Source organism: Burkholderia sp. E168m22 (assembly GCF_001319805.1).
Taxonomy (GTDB): Bacteria; Pseudomonadota; Gammaproteobacteria; order Burkholderiales; family Burkholderiaceae; genus Burkholderia; species Burkholderia orbicola.
Map to the genome: position 1 here is coordinate 69630 of NZ_BBSK01000038.1, position 19091 is coordinate 88720.

A 19091-nucleotide genomic window follows, 5' to 3' on the forward strand; every position below is an offset into this window, starting at 1 on the left:
GCCGCCCGTGATGCCGGGAAACTGCATAGGAAGCTGGAAGCGATCCGTCAGAAACCGGCCGCCAGCCCGTCGCGCCGGCTGTCGCTCGCGGCCACGTAGCCGCGCTCCGGATCGTCGGGATCGAGGCGCCAGACGAACTGCCCCGAGCCGAAATCCATGTAAGGATCGTCGATCGACTTGATCGTATGGCCGCGGGCGGCCAGCCCATCGACGGTCGCGCGGTTCATCGTCGCCTCGACGTCGAGCGTGAAGTCGCGGTTGACCTTCCAGCGCGGCGCGCAACACGCGGCCTGCGGCTGCTGGCCATAGCCGAGCATCCGGACGATGGTCTGCAGGTGGCCCTGCGGCTGCATGTCGCCGCCCATCACGCCGAAGCTCATCACGGCCTCGGTACGGCCGTCGACTTCCTCGGTGACGAACGCCGGAATGATCGTGTGGAACGGTCGCTTGCCGCCCGCGACGACGTTCGGCGAAGCCGGGTCCATCGAGAAGCCGTGCCCGCGGTTCTGCAGCGCAATGCCCGTGCCGGGGACGACGAGGCCCGAGCCGAAGCCCATGTAGTTCGACTGGATGAAGCTCACCATCATCCCGCGCTCGTCGGCCGCCGACAGGTAGATCGTGCCGCCGGAATGCGGACGGCCGGCGGCGAAGTGTGTGGCCCGCGCGCGATCGATCAGCTTCGCGCGTTCGGCGAGATACGCATCGTCGAGCATCTGTTCGGGCGTGAGCTCCATCGCGCGCGGATCGGCGACGTAGCGATAGACGTCCGCGAACGCGAGCTTCATCGCCTCGATCTGCAGATGCTGCGAATCGACCGAGTCGACCGGCCATTCGGTCACGCCCGCATGCTCGGCGATGCCGAGCGCGATCAGCGCGGCGATGCCCTGCCCGTTCGGCGGGATCTCGTGAATCGTGTGGCGGCCGAAGCGCTTGCCGATCGGCTCGACCCATTCCGGCCGGTACGCGCGCAGGTCCGCTTCGGTCAGCGCGCCGCCGCCTTCGCGCGCGAAGGCGGCGATCCGCTCGGCGAGCGCCCCTTCGTAGAACGCCCGGGCGCCGTCCTTCGCGAGCGTGCGCAGCGTCCGTGCATGACCGGGCAGGCACACGCGTTCGCCGACGAGCGGCGCGCGGCCGCGCGGCATGAAGGTGTCGGCGAAGCCCGGCAGGTCCTGCAGTTCGGGAACGGCCGCGGCCCACTTGTGCGCGACGATCGGCGGCACCGAATAGCCGCGCTCCGCGATCTCGATCGCCGGCTCGAGCAGATCCGCGAACGGCAGCGAACCGAACTTTGCGTGCAGCGCTTCCCAGCCCGCGATCACGCCCGGCACGGTGACGGTGTCCCAGCCGCGCGTCGGCTTGTTCGCGATGCCGCGCGCATCCTCGCCGTGGCGCTTGCGGAAGTAGTCGACGTTCCAGGCGGCCGGCGCGACGCCCGATGCGTTCAGCCCGGACAGCCGCTCGCCGTCCCACACGAGCGCGAATGCATCGCCGCCGAGCCCGCACGACACGGGCTCGACGACCGTGATCGCGGCGGCGGCGGCCAGCGCCGCGTCCACCGCGTTGCCGCCCTTCCACAGCATCCGCAGCCCGGCCTGCGCGGCCAGCGGGTGCGACGTCGACACGACGTTGCGCGCGAACACCGGAATGCGGGTCGTCGGATACGGGTTGTGCCAGTTGAAGCCACTCATCGATACCACCTCGTCGAAAGCTGAATGAACGTGCCCGCGCGAGCGGGCAATCCGCCATTGCAGCGCGATCAGCGCCATCGCGCAAATTCATTTGTCACATAAATCCATGCAATTCACGCATGAATTGCGTGCGCCGACGGCGGGCAGGCCGGCCGAACGCCGTTACCGCCCTTACAATACCCGCTCCGTCTCACGACACGACCATCGAGCCATGACCCGAGATCCCCGCCTCACCCTCAACGCGCGTCAGCAGGAATTGCTCGAATGGGTGCAGCGCGACGGCTTCGTGACCGTCGACGATCTCGCCGCGCACTTCGCGGTGACCCCGCAGACGATCCGCCGCGACGTGAACTGGCTCGCCGACCTGAACCTGCTGCGCCGCTACCATGGCGGCGCGAGCCTGCCGACCAGCTCGGAGAACGTGTCGTACACGGCACGCCAGCGGATGTTCCACGACGAGAAGCGGCGCATCGCGGCGCTCGCGGCGTCGCACATCCCCGACCAGGCGTCGCTGTTCATCAACCTCGGCACAACGACCGAGGAAGTCGCGCGCGCGCTGAACCGGCATCACGGGCTGCACGTGATCACCAACAACCTGAACGTCGCGTCGATGATGAGCGGCTACCCCGACTGCGAGGTGCTGATCACCGGCGGCATCGTGCGACCGTGGGACAAGGGCATCGTCGGCGAGCTCGCGATCGACTTCATCCGCCAGTTCAAGGTCGACTACGCGATCATCGGCACGTCGGCGATCGAGGCCGACGGCACGCTGCGCGATTTCGACACGCGCGAGGTGCGCGTCGCCGAGGCGATCATGCAGCATGCGCGCACGGTCTACCTCGTGACCGACCATTCGAAGGTCGGCCGCCCGGCGCTGGTGCGCCAGGGCCATCTGAGCCAGGTGCACGCGCTCTTCACCGACAAGCCGCTGCCGCCCGAAATGGCCGACACGGTGGCCGCCGCCGGCACGCAGGTGTACGTCGCGGAATGACCGTTGCGATGCTGCACCGCACCTGAAACTTCAAGTGAAATCAAGAAGTTGGCGCCGCGCGCGGACCGCTCGTGGGGTGCGTTTCTGTCAAACGGAAAATTAACGGGGCACGATTTGTCGTTGCCCGCGCACTCGACTAGACTCCAGTTCCCCGGCCCGTTCGCCGATCCGCCTGTGCCAGGGCGGTGCGAATCGCAGGCCGGCGAATGCAGCTTTTCCCCCCAAGCCATACCCTCGCGGGGTATCGCGCGGCGGCGTATGCGCCGGCCGCGCGGGCAGTCTGATTGCCACGGAGAGAACGATGCTGAGTCCGCATGAATTCGCCACGCTCTTGCTTGTGAAGGACGCGCCTGACCAGCGCGACATGGATCGGGATGAACTGGACATCCTGCTCGAACAGCAGCTCGTCCGCCTGGAAGGGCTCGGCTCGGGACGCAAATACTGCGTGACCGAGACCGGCGACGCCGCGCTGCGATCCATCAAGTACCGCTATTCGTAAGCCCCGCTGTTCCCTGACTTGAACCTGATCGCGCGGCCGGAATCCGGCCGCGCGGTCGTTCCTGCCTTCCCTCTGCCCGTTCGGCGCCACCGGCTTCAGCCGCCGCGCAGCGTCGGGTCGACCGCCGCCCGCCAACTGATGGCCTGCGCGCGCGCACCGTTGAAATAGGCGATCCAGCCGGCGCGTGCCGCCGCGTCAGGCGCCACATAGTGGGTCGAAAGTTCGTTTACGAACGCACAATAGTTCGCTTCGGTCAGCCCGCGATACCGTTTCGCCACATAGGCGTCGTACAGCGTCGAGTAGACCGGCTGCGCGTCCGCGCCCCAGTCGCGCGCCGCGCCGCCGCACGACGTCTGCAGGTCGACGAACGACGGCGCCCGCCAGTTGCCGGCGAGCGGCGGCATCCCCGCGCTGCACCCCGCCAGAAGGACGGCGCACACGCCGGCCCACATCCCAATACGCATGATTCACCTCGCGAAACGGTCGATTCCGCCAGTATCGTCCGGGATCGGGTCACGCGCTACTGGCCCCGCTTTTTCGAACTTTACTTTTTCGATTTCGTTCGTTAAATTTCGAATTCGAACATTTCATGTTCACCCTATTTCAACAGACGATAAGGACAGCAGGTGACCCAACCGAATCGCTACGATCTGCTCGTCGTCGGCGGCGGCATCAACGGCGCGGGGATCGCGCGCGATGCGGCCGGCCGCGGCCTGTCGGTCATGCTCTGCGAGCAGGACGACCTCGCGTCGCACACGTCGTCGTCCAGCACGAAGCTGATTCACGGCGGCCTGCGTTACCTCGAGTACAACGAGTTCGGGCTGGTGCGCAAGGCGCTGCAGGAACGCGAAACACTGCTGCGCGCCGCGCCGCACATCATGTGGCCGCTGCGCTTCGTGATGCCGCACATGCCGAACCTGCGCCCGGCCTGGCTGATCCGCATCGGCCTGTTCCTCTACGATCACCTCGCGAAACGCGAGCTGCTGCCCGGCTCGCGCGGCATCGACATGCGCCGCCATGCGGCCGGCGCGCCGCTGATCGACTCGATCAAGCGCGGCTTCGTGTATTCCGACGGCTGGGTCGACGACGCGCGCCTCGTCGTGCTGAACGCGATGGATGCGAAGGAGCGCGGCGCCGAGATCCTGACGCGCACGAAGCTCGTTTCCGCCGAACGCCGCGGCGACGAATGGGAAGCGCGGCTGCAGCACGCCGACGGTTCGATCCGCGTCGTGCATGCGCGCGCGATCGCGAACGCGGCCGGCCCGTGGGTCGGCGAGGTGCTGCACGGCGCGCTCGGCCGCGGCGCGCATCATAGCGTGCGGCTCGTGAAGGGCAGCCACATCATCACGCACCGCCTGTTCGATCACGATCACGCGTACATCTTCCAGAATCCGGACAAGCGGATCATCTTCGCGATTCCGTACGAGCACGACTTCACGCTGATCGGCACGACCGACGTCGAATACACGAACGATCCCGCGAAGGTCGCGATCGATCGCGACGAGACGCAATACCTGTGCGATTCGATCAACCGCTACTTCAAGCGCAAGATCTCGCCGGCCGACGTGCACTGGACCTATTCGGGCGTGCGCCCGCTGCTGGAAGACGAGAACGCGGCGAACGCATCGGCCGTCACGCGCGACTATCGCCTCGAACTCGACGATGGCGCGGGCGCCCCGCTGCTGTCGGTGTTCGGCGGCAAGATCACGACGTTCCGCAAGCTCGCGGAAGAAGCCGGCGACATGCTGTGCCGCGCGCTCGGCCGCGATGCGAAGACCTGGACGGCCGGCGTCGCGCTGCCGGGCGGCGACATCGCGGACGCGAAGTTCGACGGGTTCGCCAGCGCGTTCGCGAAACGCCATCCGTGGCTGCCCGCCGCGCTCGCGCGCCGCTATGCACGTGCGTACGGCACGCGTGCGGAGCGCGTGGTCGACGGCGCAAAGTCGCTCGCCGATCTCGGCGCCGAAATCGCGCCGGGCATCCACGACGCCGAACTGCGCTACCTGCGCGATGCCGAATGGGCGACCTGCGCGCAGGACGTACTGTGGCGCCGCTCGAAGCTCGGCCTGCACGTCGCGCCCGGCACGCTCGACGCGGTGACCGCCGCGGTCGATGCGTGGTTCGCCGCCGCGCATGCGCCGCATGCGTGATCCGAATGCAGTTGCAATGGTAGTTTTGCCTGACCGACGTTGATTCACCGACGCGCCGCCCCACATGCGGCGCGCATCACAACTAAGCCAATCCACGGATGGAGATGAGAGACATGCAGGACCAGTACATCCTCGCGCTTGACCAGGGCACCACGAGTTCCCGCGCGATGCTGTTCGATCGCCAGGGCAACATCGTATCGATCGCCCAGAAGGAATTCGAACAGATCTACCCGCAACCCGGCTGGGTCGAGCACGACCCGCAGGAAATCTGGTCGACGCAAGCCGGCGTCGCCGCGGAAGCCGTCACGCGCACGGGCCTGAACGGCACGTCGATCGCCGCGATCGGCATCACGAACCAGCGCGAAACGACCATCGTCTGGGATCGCGAGACGGGCCAGCCCGTCTACAACGCGATCGTCTGGCAGGATCGCCGCACGGCCGACTTCTGCGACTCGCTGAAGAAGCAGGGCCTCGAAGCGAAGGTGCGCGCGAAGACCGGCCTGCCGATCGACTCGTACTTCTCCGCGACGAAGATCCGCTGGATTCTGGACAACGTGCCGGGTGCACGCGACAAGGCGCGCCAGGGCAAGCTCGCGTTCGGCACCGTCGACAGCTGGCTCGTGTGGAACTTCACGAAGCACGAACTGCACGTGACCGACGTGACGAACGCATCGCGCACGATGCTGTTCAACATCCATACGCGCGAATGGGACAGCGAGCTGCTCGAACTGCTCGACATCCCGCGCAGCATGCTGCCGGAAGTGAAGGCATCGTCGGAAATCTACGGCCACACCAAGACCACCGTGTTCGCGTCGAAGATCCCGCTCGCGGGCATCGCCGGCGACCAGCACGCGGCGCTGTTCGGCCAGATGTGCACGACGTCGGGCATGGTGAAGAACACCTACGGCACCGGCTGCTTCCTGATGATGAACACCGGCGACAAGCCGATCGAATCGAAGAACAACCTCGTCACGACGATCGCCTGGCAGATCGGCGATGACGTGCAGTACGCGCTCGAAGGCAGCATCTTCATCGCGGGCGCGGTCGTGCAGTGGCTGCGCGACGGCGTCGGCCTCATCAAGACGGCCGCGGAAATCGAGGCGCTCGCCGCGAGCGTGCCGCACACCGACGGCGTGTATCTCGTGCCCGCGTTCGCCGGTCTCGGCGCGCCGCACTGGAACGCGCGGGCGCGCGGCTCGGTGTTCGGCGTCACGCGCGGTACGAGCGCCGCGCATCTCGCGCGCGCGGCGCTCGATGCGATCGCGTATCAGTCGCTCGACGTGCTGGCCGCGATGGAAGCCGATTCGGGTATCAGCATCGGCGAGTTGCGCGTCGATGGCGGCGCCAGCGCGAACGACCTGCTGATGCAGTTCCAGGCCGACCTGCTCGGCGTCGACGCGGTGCGTCCGCAGATCACCGAGACGACCGCGCTCGGCGCGGCCTACCTCGCGGGTCTCGCGATCGGCTACTGGAAGAACCTCGACGAAGTGCGCGACCAGTGGCAGCTCGATCGCCGCTTCGCACCGTCGATGCCGAAGGAGCAGGTCGAGCAGCGCATGGCCGGCTGGCAGCGTGCGGTGCGCGCCGCGAAGGCATGGGCCGACGACACCCAGTAATCCGAATAAAACCAAACGAAATACAACAACACCGGCGGACCGCGCGATGCGCGAGTCCGCCGTGACTTCGAGAGACAATCATGTCACCTTATATTGCAGAATTCATCGGCACGGCGATCCTCGTGCTGCTCGGCAACGGCGCGGTCGCAAACGTGCTGCTTGCAAAGACCAAGGGCAAAGGCGCGGACCTGATCGTGATCGTGATGGGCTGGGCGATGGCGGTATTCGTCGCGGTCTACGTGACCGCGTCGTTCAGCGGCGCGCACCTGAACCCGATCGTCACGATCAGCCTCGCGCTCGCGGGCAAGTTCGCGTGGTCGAAAGTCGGCGGCTACGTGCTCGCGCAGATGCTCGGCGGGATGGCGGGCGCGCTGCTCGTGTGGCTCGCGTATCGCCAGCACTTCGCGAAGGAAGCCGATGCCGACCTGAAGCTCGCGGTGTTCTGCACGGCGCCGGCGATCCGCAGCACCACGCACAACGTGCTGACCGAAGCGATCTGCACGTTCGTGCTGATCCTCGGCGTCCTGTATCTCGCGTCGCCGCAAGTCGGCCTCGGCGCACTCGACGCGCTGCCCGTCGGCCTGCTGGTGCTCGGCATCGGCATCTCGCTCGGCGGCCCGACCGGCTATGCGATGAGCCCCGCACGCGACCTGTCGCCGCGCATCATGCATGCGCTGCTGCCGATTCCCGGCAAGCGCGACAGCGACTGGCGCTATGCGTGGGTGCCCGTCGTCGGCCCGCTGCTCGGCGGCGCGGCGGCAGCCGGCCTGTATCTGCGCCTGCACGCGATGGCCTGATCGCGGTTTGAACGAAGCGCGCGGCGTTCGCTGCCGCGCGCTTTACTCCCCTCCTTTCTTCTGCCGGTCATTCACGGCCGTCACCAGCGATTTCAGCTTCACGTCGACGTCCGCGACCGCCGCCGGCGTCACGTCGATCCCGCGTTCGACCAGCATCCTCGCCACGCGCATTTCCTTCACGAATCCCGCCGCCCGCCCGAAGCCGCTCACCGCGACGAGCCGCGCGAGCGCATCGAAATGGAAATGGATTTCCGCATCGTCGCCAAGGCTGCGTGCGACCGACTGCGTACCGAGCGCCGGCTCCCCGGCCACCTGCAACTGCGCATCGTATTGATCCGACCAGAACCACGGCATGTCGCGATACGCTTCGGCCGCACCGAGCATGTTGCGGGCGGCGACGTGCGCTTGCGTCTCGGCGCCGTGCCAGGTCTCCTGTCGAACCAGCTGGCCCGATAACGCGCTCGGAAACACCGCGACGTCGCCGGCCGCGTAGATGCCGCGCGCCGACGTCTCGAGCTGCGCATTCACGACGATGCCGCGCTCGACCGCGAGGCCCGCATCGCGTGCCAGTTCATCGGCCGGTTCGATGCCGATACCGGCCACGACCGTGTCGGCGAGCAGCGTGTCGCCGTCGTCGAGCACGACGGCCAGCGCACCGCCCGACGTCCGCTCGATCGCAACCGGCTTTCGGTTCAGGCGAATCGCCACGCCCTGCGCATCGTGCAGCGCATGCACGCGCGTCGCGATGGCTTCCGGCACCGCACGGCCGAGCAACCGCGGTGCCGCATCGAGCACGGTCACGCGGCAGCCGCGCCGACGCGCCGACGCCGCGACTTCGAGGCCGATGAAACCGCCGCCGATCAGCACGATCCGCGCGTCGGGCACGAGCCGCGCGCCGAGTACGGCCGCATCGTCGAGCGTGCGCAACGCGACTACGCCGTCGAGCGCCGCGCCCGGAATGGCCAGACGGCGTGCACGGCCGCCGGTGGCCAGCAGCAGCGCGTCGTAGCCGAACACGTGTCCGCCGGACATGCGCACTTCGCGTGCGTGCGGATCGATGCGCTCGACGGTCGCGACGATCCGCTCGATACGATCAGCCGCCCATGCGTCGGCGTCGCGCAACCGGCATTGCACCGCGCTGCGCTCGCCCGTCAGCACGCCCTTGGACAACGGCGGCCGCTCGTACGGCGGATGCGGCTCCGCGCCGATCAGCACGATACGCCCGCGCCAGCCGGACGCGCGCAGCACCTGCGCCGCGCGGCCGCCGGCATGACCTGCGCCGACGATCGCCATCACCCGGTCGCTGGTCATCGCGTCATACCTCGATCAGGATGCGGCCGTCCTCGATCTTCGCGCGGTACGTGCGCAGCTTCTCGCACGCGGGCGCCGACAGCGGCCGGCCGTCGCGCACGTCGAAGCGGCCGTTGTGCTTCGGGCACTCGATCACGTGATCCATCACGAGCCCGTCCGCGAGATGCACCTGCTCGTGCGTGCACAGACCGTCGCTCGCGTACACCTCGCCGTCGATCCGGTAGATCGCATACGTGCGGCCAGCGTGATCGAAGCGCGCGACGTCTTCGTCGTCGATGTCGTCGAGCGCGCCGGTGTCGATCCATTGCGTCATGGTGCGTGTCTCCTTCGTTGTGAGGTTCGATAGTGGTCAGGCACGCGCGGCATCCGGCACCGGCCGCACGACGTAATCGGACGGGTCGCGCGTCTGCCGGACCAGCGCCGGCACGATCTCCGCATAGGCCGCCAGCGTGCTGCGGTACGGCGGCGGCATGTCGGCCTTCACGGCTTCGTGCAGCTTCGGCAGCGCATGGAACGGCACCATCGGGAACATGTGGTGCTCGACGTGATAGTTCATGTTCCAGTACAAGAAGCGGAACACCGGATTCATCATCACGGTCCGGCAGTTGCGCCGGTGATCGAGCACGTTCTCCGGCATGCCCGCGTGCTGCGTGAGGCCGAAGTACAGGTACAGCCATGCGCCGTAGAGGCTCGGCAGCCCGATGTAGAGCAGCGGCAGGAGCGTGTGCCAGTACACCGCCGCGCCCGTCACGAGCGCGTAGATCGCGAGATGGATGCGCGACTCGCGCACGACCTTCGGCCATTCCGATTCGGGCACGTAGGTGCGCTCCTCGTCGTCGAGCCGGCCGGTGAACGACACCGCGATCATCTTGCGCAGCTCGCCGGCCACGTGCTTCAGCGCGACGACGTTCAGCGCGAGCGCAAGCCAGTCGGTCGGCTTCGGCGCGGCGATTTCCGGATCGCGCCCGACGACCAGCGTATCGGTGTGATGGCGCGCATGGCTCCAGCGCCAGGCGGTCGCGCGGCGGAACACCTGGAACGACGCGACCTGGTACAGCGCGTCGTTCATCCAGCGCGTGCGGAACGCGGTGCCGTGCCCGCATTCGTGCCAGCGCGAATCGGCCGGGCTGCAGTACAGCGTACCGTACACGAAGAACGCGGGAATCGCCCACGCCGAATGCGCGCGCCACGCCAGCCACGCGAGCGCGCCGCTGATCGCGATCGCCGCATACCAGATCAGCGTGTCGCGAATCGCCCGCGCATCGCCGCGCTGCATCAGCTGCTTCATCAGCGGCCGCGGCACCGCGCACCGGTACCACGCGGCGTTGACGAGCCCGGCCGCGTGCGCGCGCTCGCCGGCGCCGCCGATCATTCGGTATGCCTGCCGGCGCGCCGCCGTGGGTTCGCGTGCCGGGTCGTCGGGTTGGGCCACTTCTGTCTCCTGGGGTTCTTGTGCGCGGCAAGCACGGCAAGCGCTTCGCCACAGGAACGAAATTAGGCGACCGGCCGCCCCGCCTCAATCGAAACGTTGACGAAATTTCGCCATCGCTTTAGCGTTCCCGACAACGCCACGCGATCGATGGCGACCCTCACGATGGAGACGACCATGGCAGGTGAATCCGGGCCGCGCTGGCGCAAGCGCACCGCGCGCTTCGACGAGATCGCGGCGCTCGCCGGCGTCAGCACGACGACCGTCGACCGCGTGCTGAACGAGCGCGGCAGCGTCTCCGCGCAGGCGCGCGAACGCGTGGTGGCGGCCGCGCGGCAACTCGGCGTGCCGCGGCAGTTGCCCGACACGCGGCACGGGTTGATCCACGTCGACGTGCTGCTGCCGGACACCGACGCGCCGTTCTTCCGACGATTGCAGCAGGCGCTGCAGCGCTCGCTGCAGATGCTCGACCGGCGCGTGGTCGTGCACCGGACGATCCTGCCCGCCGCGGACGACGCACGCGCCGCCGCGCTGATCGAACGGCCCGCGTACCGGCGCGCGGCGCTGATCGTCACCGCGCACGACACGGCCCGCGTGCGTGACGCACTGGCTGCCGCGATCGCGCGGGGCGAGACCGTCGTCACAATGGTCACCGACATCGGCGGCATCGACCGCGCGCACTTCGCCGGCATCGACAACTATCGCGCCGGGCGCACGGCCGGCTACTACATCGGCCGCCTCGCCGCACGCCCCGGCCGCGTGCTGCTGCTCGGCGGCCGGATGGGCTACCGCGCGCACGCCGACCGGATGGCCGGCTGCCGCGATCAGCTCGCCGACGCGTTCGCCGCCGTGCGCTGCGACGATGAACCGATCGAGACGCTCGACCAGGACGACCGCTGCTACCGCGCGGTGTCGAAGGCGCTGCAGGCGCACGACGACGTGGTCGCGATCTACAACAGCGGCGCCGGTTCGGCCGGCATCGAAGCGGCGCTGCGCAAGGCCGGCGCGATCGGGCGCGTGGTGTGGATCGGCCACGAGATGATCGACCAGCACCGTACCTTCATCGAAGCCGGCGCGATGGATCTCGCGATCGACCAGGACCCGGACGGACAAGCGATTTCCGCGCTGCAGCACGTGCTGCATGCGTGCGGCATCGTCGAACAGCCGCCGCCGGACGACCCGGTCGAATTCCGTGTGTTCTGTCCGGCGAACGTGAGGACGAGCGCATACCTGCAGGCGTGAATCCCGCCGTGCGGCGCACCGCGTGCGCACGATGAAAAAATCGACCGCGGCATGGGCGATTTTTCGTCAACGTTCGTCATGCAGCCCGCGCCGCGCATCCGTACATTGATCAGCCATCCACGGACAACGACGGACAGGAGACGATGGCTGAACCGATCCTCATCGGCGTGAACCTCGACGGCGTGCTCGAACACGACGGGCTGCCGCCGCCCACGCCCGCCGAGCGCTTCCGGAGGGTCGTCGCTGCCGGCGTGTTCGACTACATCGAAAAGAACCCGACGCGCGGCGAGGACCTGTCGCCGTATTTCGCGCTGGTCGATCGCCACGCGCTGCCGATCCGCGTGATCGGCGGCATCTGGTGCGCGGGCCGCGACGAAGCGCACGTCGCCGAGATCGTCGCGGCGGGTGCGCGGTTCGGCAGCACGGTGCTCAACTGCCAGCTACATGCGCGTCACGCGGACGGCCACCTGCTGTCGGACCGCGAAGTCGCCGATTTCTACCTGCGTGCGTACGCATCGGGCGAGCCGGTCGGCTGCCTGCCGAGCCTCGAAGTGCACGTCGACATGTGGAGCGAGGACTTCATGCGCGTGGCGCGCGTCGCGCGGCATGTCGAGCAGGCCGGCGCGCCGTTCCGTGTCACGCTCGATCATTCGCACCTGCTGTTCAAGATCGGCAACCGCGCCGAGCTCGACGCATCGGGCCTGCGCGAATCGGCCGACGGTGGCCACGCGCTGCTCGACCCGGCGTCGCCCGCCGCGATCTACGCCAACTGGATCGCGCGCGGCTGGGTCCGGCATGCGCATGCGCGCAGCGTGACGCCGAACAACCCCGAGAACCGCTGGATGCGCCGCGCGGACGGCAGCCCCGGCCGCGGCATCCAGTACCCGTTCGTCGCGCCCGCGCCGAGCGCGTATCACGGCGAATGGCGCGCGGATGCGCTGGACACGTGGAAAACCGCGCTGCGCCAGTTGCTGCGAACGCAGGCTCACGCGCGGCCGCCGCTGCTCGCGCAGATCAGCTGCGAGTTCATCCCGTTTCCCGACTACGGCGGCGGCGCGCGCTATTCGATCTTCGACAACAACGTCGCGTGCGCGCACTGGCTGCGCGACACGTGGCACGCACTTGCCGCGCGCACCGGCACCTGATTCGGACCCGCCCCACTCCAGCCTCAAGGACAGAACGACGATGCAAACCTTCCACTTTTCGCTGAACCGGATGAGCGCGCCGCGCTTGCCGCTCGACCGCTACGTCGCGCTGTGCCGGCGCCTTGGCGTCGACACGATCGAAATCCGCAACGATCTCGACGGCGTCGAGCTCGCCGACGGCACGCCCGCGGCCGCGGTCCGCGCGGCGACCGAAGGCGGCGGCGTGACGATCCTGACGATCAACGCGCTGCAGCGCTTCGAGCAATGGAACGCCGAGCGTGCGGACGAGGCGACCGTGCTGGCCGACTATGCGGCGCAATGCGGCGCGCGTGCGCTGGTGCTGTGCCCGACCAACAGCCACGGCGACACGCGCAGCGCGGACGCCCGCCATGCGGATCTCGTCACGGCGCTGAAGGCGCTGAAACCGATCCTTGAAGCCCGCGGCCTGCTCGGCTTCATCGAACCGCTCGGCTTCGAGGAATGCGCGCTGCGCCGCAAGTCGGACGCGGTGAAGGGCATCTACGCGGCGGCGGGCGAGCCGGTGTTCCGGCTCGTGCACGACACGTTCCATCATCACCTCGCCGGCGAGGACATCTTCTTCCCGAACCTGACGGGCCTCGTGCACATCTCGGGCGTCGAGGACGCCGACCTGCCGGTCGACCGGATGCGCGACGGCCACCGCGTGCTGGTCGGCGGCGCCGATCGGCTCGGCAACGTCCGGCAACTGCGCGAGCTGCTCGCGCGCGGCTACCGCGGCGCGTTGTCGTTCGAGCCGTTCGCGAGCGAAATCGCAGAAGCGGACGACATCGAAGACCGGCTGCGGGCGAGCATCGATTACGTGCGCGGCGAACTGGCCGATCGCTGAGCGGACCACCGTGACGGTGCGCGACCCACGCCGGTCGCGCACCGGCAAGACGAGAAAATCCACAGGAGAACGGAATGATCGAATTCGCTTTGTTCGGCGCGGGCAGGATCGGCAAGATCCACGCGGCGAATCTCGCGCGCCATCCGGGCGCAAAACTGAAGTACGTGATCGACCGGCATGCGCCGTCGGCGGAAGCGCTCGCCCGCACGCACGACGCGCAGGTCGCCGACGTCGAGCGCGCGCTCGGCGATGCGTCGGTGCGGGCCGTCGTGATCGCATCGAGCACCGACACGCATGCGGACCTCATCATCGCGGCCGCGAACGCGGGCAAGGCGGTGTTCTGCGAGAAGCCGGTCGACCTCACCGTCGAGCGCTCGCGTGCGTGCGCGGACGTCGTGCGGCGCACCGGCGTGACCTGCATGATCGGCTTCCAGCGCCGCTTCGACCCGACCTTCGCGGCGCTGAAGGCACGCGTGGAGCACGGCGAGATCGGCGCGCCGGAAATGCTGGTCGTCACGAGCCGCGATCCGGGCGCGCCGCCGGCCGATTACATCCGCAGCTCGGGCGGCATTTTCAAGGACATGCTGATCCACGACTTCGACGTGTTCCGCTGGATCCTCGGCGACGAAGCGCAGACGCTGCACGCGACGGGCAGTTGCCTGACCGATCCGGCCGTGCGCGACGCGGGCGACATCGATTCGACCGCCGTGACGATCCGCACGCGGCGCGGATTGCTGTGCCAGATCAACACGTCGCGGCGCGCGGCCTACGGCTACGACCAGCGCTTCGAACTGCTCGGCAGCCAAGGGATGCTGCAGGCCGGCAACGTGCGGCCGACCGAGGTGAGTGCCTGGCTCGCGGGCGGCATCGCGACCGACGTGCCGGAGCCGTTCTTCCTCGAACGCTACCGGCATGCGTATGCGGCCGAGATCGCGCACTTCGTCGACGCGCTGCGCGACGGCACGCCGGTCAGGACGACGATCGACGACGGGCTCGCCGCGCTCGAACTGGCCGAAGCCGCGATGACGTCGTGGAAAACGGGGCGCGTGATCGAGCTGTGACGCAGCAAACGGCGGCCGCGATCCGGGCAAGCGAGCCGCCGCTGCGCGAGCGGCGGCGCCCCGGCACGACCTGCCGCAACCCCACGGCGGCATCGGGCAAATTTGCCGCCACGTCACACGGCATGCGCGTGAAAGCACGTATGATGGCGAATCGATCGGCGTCGCCGATATCCCGCGTTTTCATCACCATGCTCGATCACCTCATCTGCGACTGCGACGGCGTGCTCGTCGACAGCGAAGTCATCGCCGACCGCGTGCTGCTCGACACGCTGTCCGCCACGTTCCCGAATCTCGATTTCGAAGCCGCCGCGAAGTCGGCATTCGGCCAGCAGACGTCGCGCTTCCTCACCGGCATCGAATCCCGCTTCGGCATCGAAATGCCTGCCAACTTCATCGAGACCATCGAGCACAACATCGAGATCGCGCTCGCGCAATCGCTCACGCCGATCAGCGGTGTGCGCGACGCGCTGCTGAAGGTCACGCTGCCGGCCGCCGTCGTGTCGAACAGCCGGCTCGTGCGCGTGCGCAATTCGCTGAAGCGCGCGTCGCTCACCGAGATCTTCGGCGAGCGGGTGTTCAGCTCCGAACAGGTCGCGCGGCCGAAGCCCTACCCCGACGTCTACCTGCATGCGGCACACACGCTCGGCGTCGAGCCGGCGCGCTGCGTCGTCGTCGAGGACAGCATTTCGGGGCTGAATGCCGCGCGGGCGGCCGGGATGAAGACGATCGCGTTCGTCGGCGCGAGCCACATCCCCGACAACTACGCGGACGCGCTGCGCGCGATGGGCATCACGCGGATCATGCGCAAGATGGACGAACTGCCGGCGCTCGTCGAAGCCGGCATGCGCGGCGAATTCGGCGACGTGCAGTCCTGATCGTCATTCGGGCCGGATCGATCGATCCGGCCGCGCCACGGGCGCGCGAACGCGCCCGCCTTTCCTTCGCTCAGGCCGGCTCGCAGCAGCGTTCGCGCGCGGCCGCCAATGCCTCGCGGAACTCGACGAGTTCCGCAATCGTCAGCATCGGCAGCCCGTGCCGTTGCGCGAAGCGCTCGACATCGTCGCCACGCGTCATCGTGCCGTCCGGATTCATCAGCTCGCACAGTACGCCGGCCGGCTTCAGGCCCGCGAGAATCGACAGGTCGACCGTGCCTTCGGTATGACCGCGGCGCGCCAGCACGCCGCCCGGTTGCGCACGCAACGGAAACACGTGGCCGGGGCGCACGATGTCGTGCGGCTTCGCGCCGTCGGCGATCGCCGCGCGGATCGTCGTCACGCGATCGGCGGCCGACACCCCGGTATGCACGCCTTCGCGCGCCTCGATCGACACGGTGAACGCGGTGCCATTGCGGCTTTCGTTGGTCTGCACCATCGGCGGCAGTTCGAGCGCGCGCACCGTGTCGTCGGTCAGGCACAGGCAGACGATGCCGCTGCACTCGCGGATCAGCAGCGCCATCGTCTCGGGCGTGATGCGCTCGGCGGCGACGATCAGATCGGCTTCGTTCTCGCGGTCGTGGTCGTCCTGCAGCACGACCGCGCGGCCGGCACGCATCGCGTCGAGCGCGGCGGCGATGCGCGGCGGCACCGGTTCGGCATCCAGCAGGGGGAGATCGGCAAAGGCGTCGGCAGGCGCCGACGAAACGGACATCAAGGACATGTGAAACGCTCCTCGCAAATACGATTAGGGCGAAAAACGTTTCAGGGCATTGCAAACAGACAGAACGACAACCCGCTTCGCATGCAGCGCGAAGCGGCCCTGACGGACATGACTATCTGCACATCTTCTCTCATCCGGACTGTGACCGTCGGCTCTGGCATTCGACCAGATCTGCTGACCCCGCGCGGATGCGCGGGCGCTCGCGGGCTCGCCGGCTTACGCCAACCTACCGCCGGTGGGGAATTTCGCCCCGCCCTGAAGACGCACTGATTGCCGGACGGGAACGCCCCGTCACCGGCGGGCCAAGCATACAACAGCCGCGCGCGACGCGCAGCCAACTACCGGTAAAACCTTACTGACGACCCTGTCTAACCGGATCGCCCGAACGGCCGGCGGGCGATCCCGCGATCCCGCGACCATCCGGGAACGCAGTCGCGCCGCGCGGCCCGCGCGATCAGTTGACGGCGGCGTGCGCCGCGTCGGGCACGAGCCAGCGCGGCGGCACCTCGGGGCTCACTGTCACGCGGAACGCGCGCGCTTCGCTGTCGCCCGGATTGCGCAGGCTGTACGGCTGGTCGGCGTCGAACACGATCGCGTCGCCGGTCGCGAGCAACTGGCGGCGGTCGTGCACGCTGACTTCGAGCGTGCCTTCGCTGACGACCAGGTTGACCGTCGTGCCGGGCGCGCGGCGCGCGCCGGGCTCCGTATGCAGCGGTGCGATCCGCAGCTCGTGGAATTCGGCCGCGGCCGGCTCGCCTTCCGGGTACAGCGCACGTGCCGAGAAACGGCCGTTCGAGCTGACCACGCGCGACGCGCGCTCGGCCGCCAGATGCTCGAAGCCGTTCACCGCATGGCGCCGCAGGAACGCGGCGACCGACACCTTCAGTGCCGCCGCGATCTTGCAGAGCACCTTGATCGACGGCACGCTGCGCGCCGATTCGATCTGCGCGAGCATCGCGCGCGACACGCCGGACAGCCGCGCGAGCGCATCGAGCGACAGTTGCCGCTCGGCGCGCAAGCGCGCGAGATTCACGCCGACGACCTGCTCGAGGACGTCGAGCGACGCGGAGCCGCGCCCGTCGGCGGCATTGCCGGACTCGAAGGAAGACACGTCGCGCACGAGCGCCAGGGATGAAGACATAGCATTGCCTCCGGGCCGCTGCGCGGCCCTGCGTAGGGGTAAGCCGGAACCGGAATCGGGTTGCGCCGGTCATTGGCGCGTATCGAGACGCTATCACCCGGCCTGGCACGGGCAAACGAAGTTATCTTCACACCGTTATCAGCATCGCGGAGGAATACGTTTCTCGCGAACCTTTTCCTGCCGCTATGGCGTCGCCGCGCAAGGCGTCGTGGCGACCGCTTACTGCGCCGCCGGCGCGGCCCCGCGCGCCGGGCCGCGCGCGTCGAGCCGCATCGCGAGCCACGTGACGACCAGCGCCGCGAACGTCACCGCGACCGCGACCCACGGCAGCGCATCGAGCGCGAAGCCATGTTCCAGCGCGAGGCCGCCAAGCCACGCGCCGCCCGCATTGCCGACGTTGAACGCGCCGATGTTCAGCGTCGACGCCAGATGCGGCGCGCTCGCGGCCTTCTCGACCACGCGCGCCTGCAGCGGCGGCACCGTCGCGAACGCGGCGATCCCCCAGACGAATACGGTCACGGCGGCCGCGACCGGCAGGTGGCTCGTCTTCGCGAACACGGCCATCACGGCCATCAGCGCAACGAGGATCGCGATCAGCGACGGCATCAGCGCGCGGTCGGCGAGCTTGCCGCCGATCGTGTTGCCGATCGTCAGCCCCGCGCCGAACAACACGAGGATCAGCGCGACCGCGCGCGGCGAGTAGCCCGACACGGTCTCGAGGATCGGCGCGATGTAGGTGAATACGACGAACACGCCGCCGAAGCCGAGCACCGTCATCAGCAGCGCGAGCCACACCTGCGGCTCCTTCAGCACGCGCACTTCGTGGCCGAGGCCGACCGGCCCGCTGTCGTGGCGGTTCGGCACCAGCGCGGCCACGCCGCCGAGCGCCAGCACGCCGAGCGCGGCGACGATCCAGAACGACGCGCGCCAGCCGAGCAACTGGCCGACGAACGTGCCGAACGGCACGCCGAGCACGTTCGACAACGTGAGCCCGGTGAACATCAGCGCGATCGCGCTCGCGCGCTTGTCGGCCGGCACGAGCGACGCGGCGACCACCGCGCCGATGCCGAAGAACGAGCCGTGCGCGAACGACGTGACGACGCGCGCGACCATCAGCATCGCGTAGCCGGACGCGGTCGCGCACAGCACGTTGCCGACGATGAAGATCCCCATCAGTAACTGCAGCGCGGCCTTGTGCGGCATGCGGCTCGTCAGCACCGCGAGCAGCGGCGCGCCGACCGCGACGCCGAGCGCGTAGCCGGTGACGAGCAGGCCGGCCGACGGCAGCGACACGACGAGGTCGTGCGCGACTTCGGGCAGCAGACCCATGATGATGAATTCGGTGGTGCCGATGGCGAAGGCGCTGATCGCGAGCGCCAGGAGCGGAATGGGCATGACGTTCTCCGGAAGGCGGCGGCCGCGGCGCCGGTTCGGTGCCGCACCGCACAAGAAAGCGGGATGTGCGCGCATTGTCCCGAAGACGCCTATATTTGATAATTG

At 68.5% G+C, this 19091-nt stretch carries 18 protein-coding genes and 1 riboswitch; of the genes, 10 read left to right on the forward strand and 8 right to left on the reverse strand.

Features of this window, described 5'->3' with window-relative positions; translation table 11 throughout:
- Window positions 1-47: 47 nt before the first annotated feature.
- A complete protein-coding gene (locus AP428_RS10975) occupies window positions 48-1688 on the reverse strand; it encodes a gamma-glutamyltransferase family protein (protein WP_011546144.1) in 1641 nt (546 codons plus the stop codon).
- Between the two features lie 211 nt (window positions 1689-1899).
- Between AP428_RS10975 and AP428_RS10980 the strand changes: the two genes are divergently transcribed.
- Together AP428_RS10980 and AP428_RS10985 are read left to right on the forward strand one after the other, a co-directional pair.
- Window positions 1900-2679, forward strand: a complete 780-nt coding sequence (locus tag AP428_RS10980; RefSeq protein ID WP_006493999.1) for a DeoR/GlpR family DNA-binding transcription regulator — start codon at window positions 1900-1902, stop codon at window positions 2677-2679.
- A 301-nt stretch (window positions 2680-2980) separates the two neighbouring features.
- Window positions 2981-3178 carry a hypothetical protein gene (locus AP428_RS10985; RefSeq protein ID WP_006477892.1) on the forward strand — a complete coding sequence of 66 codons (198 nt, stop codon included), beginning with the start codon at window positions 2981-2983 and terminating at the stop codon, window positions 3176-3178.
- Between the two features lie 95 nt (window positions 3179-3273).
- Here AP428_RS10985 and AP428_RS10990 read toward each other — a convergent pair whose 3' ends face one another.
- Complete coding sequence (locus AP428_RS10990) at window positions 3274-3642, reverse strand: hypothetical protein (protein WP_041489246.1); 369 nt, start codon at window positions 3640-3642, stop codon at window positions 3274-3276.
- A gap of 162 nt (window positions 3643-3804) precedes the next feature.
- Between AP428_RS10990 and glpD the strand changes: the two genes are divergently transcribed.
- From glpD to AP428_RS11005, 3 genes are all read left to right on the forward strand, one after another.
- A complete protein-coding gene (gene glpD, locus AP428_RS10995) occupies window positions 3805-5328 on the forward strand; it encodes a glycerol-3-phosphate dehydrogenase (RefSeq protein WP_011546146.1) in 1524 nt (507 codons plus the stop codon).
- Between the two features lie 113 nt (window positions 5329-5441).
- Window positions 5442-6944: a glycerol kinase GlpK gene (gene glpK, locus AP428_RS11000; RefSeq protein ID WP_011546147.1), complete on the forward strand. Its 1503-nt coding sequence runs from the start codon at window positions 5442-5444 to the stop codon at window positions 6942-6944.
- A gap of 80 nt (window positions 6945-7024) precedes the next feature.
- A complete protein-coding gene (locus AP428_RS11005; RefSeq protein ID WP_011546148.1) occupies window positions 7025-7741 on the forward strand; it encodes an MIP/aquaporin family protein in 717 nt (238 codons plus the stop codon).
- Between the two features lie 42 nt (window positions 7742-7783).
- On the opposite strand, the gene AP428_RS11010 is transcribed toward AP428_RS11005, so the two are convergent.
- Genes AP428_RS11010 through AP428_RS11020 form a run of 3 tightly spaced genes read right to left on the reverse strand, consistent with a single transcriptional unit; the run spans window position 7784 to window position 10484 of the window.
- Window positions 7784-9052: an NAD(P)/FAD-dependent oxidoreductase gene (locus AP428_RS11010; protein ID WP_011546149.1), complete on the reverse strand. Its 1269-nt coding sequence runs from the start codon at window positions 9050-9052 to the stop codon at window positions 7784-7786.
- A gap of 4 nt (window positions 9053-9056) precedes the next feature.
- Window positions 9057-9365: a non-heme iron oxygenase ferredoxin subunit gene (locus AP428_RS11015; RefSeq protein ID WP_011546150.1), complete on the reverse strand. Its 309-nt coding sequence runs from the start codon at window positions 9363-9365 to the stop codon at window positions 9057-9059.
- 36 nt (window positions 9366-9401) lie between these two features.
- On the reverse strand, window positions 9402-10484 hold the full coding sequence (locus tag AP428_RS11020) for a fatty acid desaturase family protein (protein WP_011546151.1): 1083 nt from the start codon (window positions 10482-10484) through the stop codon (window positions 9402-9404).
- Window positions 10485-10658: 174 nt separating this feature from the next.
- On the opposite strand from AP428_RS11020, the gene AP428_RS11025 reads away from it, so the two are divergent.
- From AP428_RS11025 to AP428_RS11045, 5 genes are all read left to right on the forward strand, one after another.
- Window positions 10659-11723 (forward strand): LacI family DNA-binding transcriptional regulator, encoded by a 1065-nt coding sequence (locus AP428_RS11025; protein ID WP_011546152.1) that lies wholly within the window; start codon window positions 10659-10661, stop codon window positions 11721-11723.
- Window positions 11724-11866: 143 nt separating this feature from the next.
- Entirely contained in the window at window positions 11867-12868 is a 1002-nt protein-coding gene (locus tag AP428_RS11030) for a hypothetical protein (RefSeq protein ID WP_054928045.1), read from the forward strand.
- Between the two features lie 40 nt (window positions 12869-12908).
- Window positions 12909-13733, forward strand: a complete 825-nt coding sequence (locus tag AP428_RS11035) for a TIM barrel protein (RefSeq protein ID WP_011546154.1) — start codon at window positions 12909-12911, stop codon at window positions 13731-13733.
- 74 nt (window positions 13734-13807) lie between these two features.
- Window positions 13808-14794: an inositol 2-dehydrogenase gene (iolG, locus tag AP428_RS11040; protein WP_011546155.1), complete on the forward strand. Its 987-nt coding sequence runs from the start codon at window positions 13808-13810 to the stop codon at window positions 14792-14794.
- Window positions 14795-14982: 188 nt separating this feature from the next.
- The gene (locus AP428_RS11045) at window positions 14983-15669 is read left to right on the forward strand and encodes an HAD family hydrolase (protein ID WP_012329191.1); all 687 of its coding nucleotides are present in this window, start codon (window positions 14983-14985) and stop codon (window positions 15667-15669) included.
- Between the two features lie 70 nt (window positions 15670-15739).
- On the opposite strand, the gene ribB is transcribed toward AP428_RS11045, so the two are convergent.
- The 3 genes from ribB to AP428_RS11060 all read right to left on the reverse strand — a co-directional run bounded on the left by ribB (window position 15740) and on the right by AP428_RS11060 (window position 18986).
- Entirely contained in the window at window positions 15740-16450 is a 711-nt protein-coding gene (gene ribB, locus AP428_RS11050; RefSeq protein WP_006477879.1) for a 3,4-dihydroxy-2-butanone-4-phosphate synthase, read from the reverse strand.
- Between the two features lie 118 nt (window positions 16451-16568).
- A riboswitch (FMN riboswitch) is annotated at window positions 16569-16717 on the reverse strand.
- A gap of 187 nt (window positions 16718-16904) precedes the next feature.
- On the reverse strand, window positions 16905-17591 hold the full coding sequence (locus AP428_RS11055) for a helix-turn-helix domain-containing protein (protein WP_011546157.1): 687 nt from the start codon (window positions 17589-17591) through the stop codon (window positions 16905-16907).
- Window positions 17592-17810: 219 nt separating this feature from the next.
- Window positions 17811-18986 carry an MFS transporter gene (locus tag AP428_RS11060; RefSeq protein WP_054928047.1) on the reverse strand — a complete coding sequence of 392 codons (1176 nt, stop codon included), beginning with the start codon at window positions 18984-18986 and terminating at the stop codon, window positions 17811-17813.
- Window positions 18987-19091: the final 105 nt, after the last annotated feature.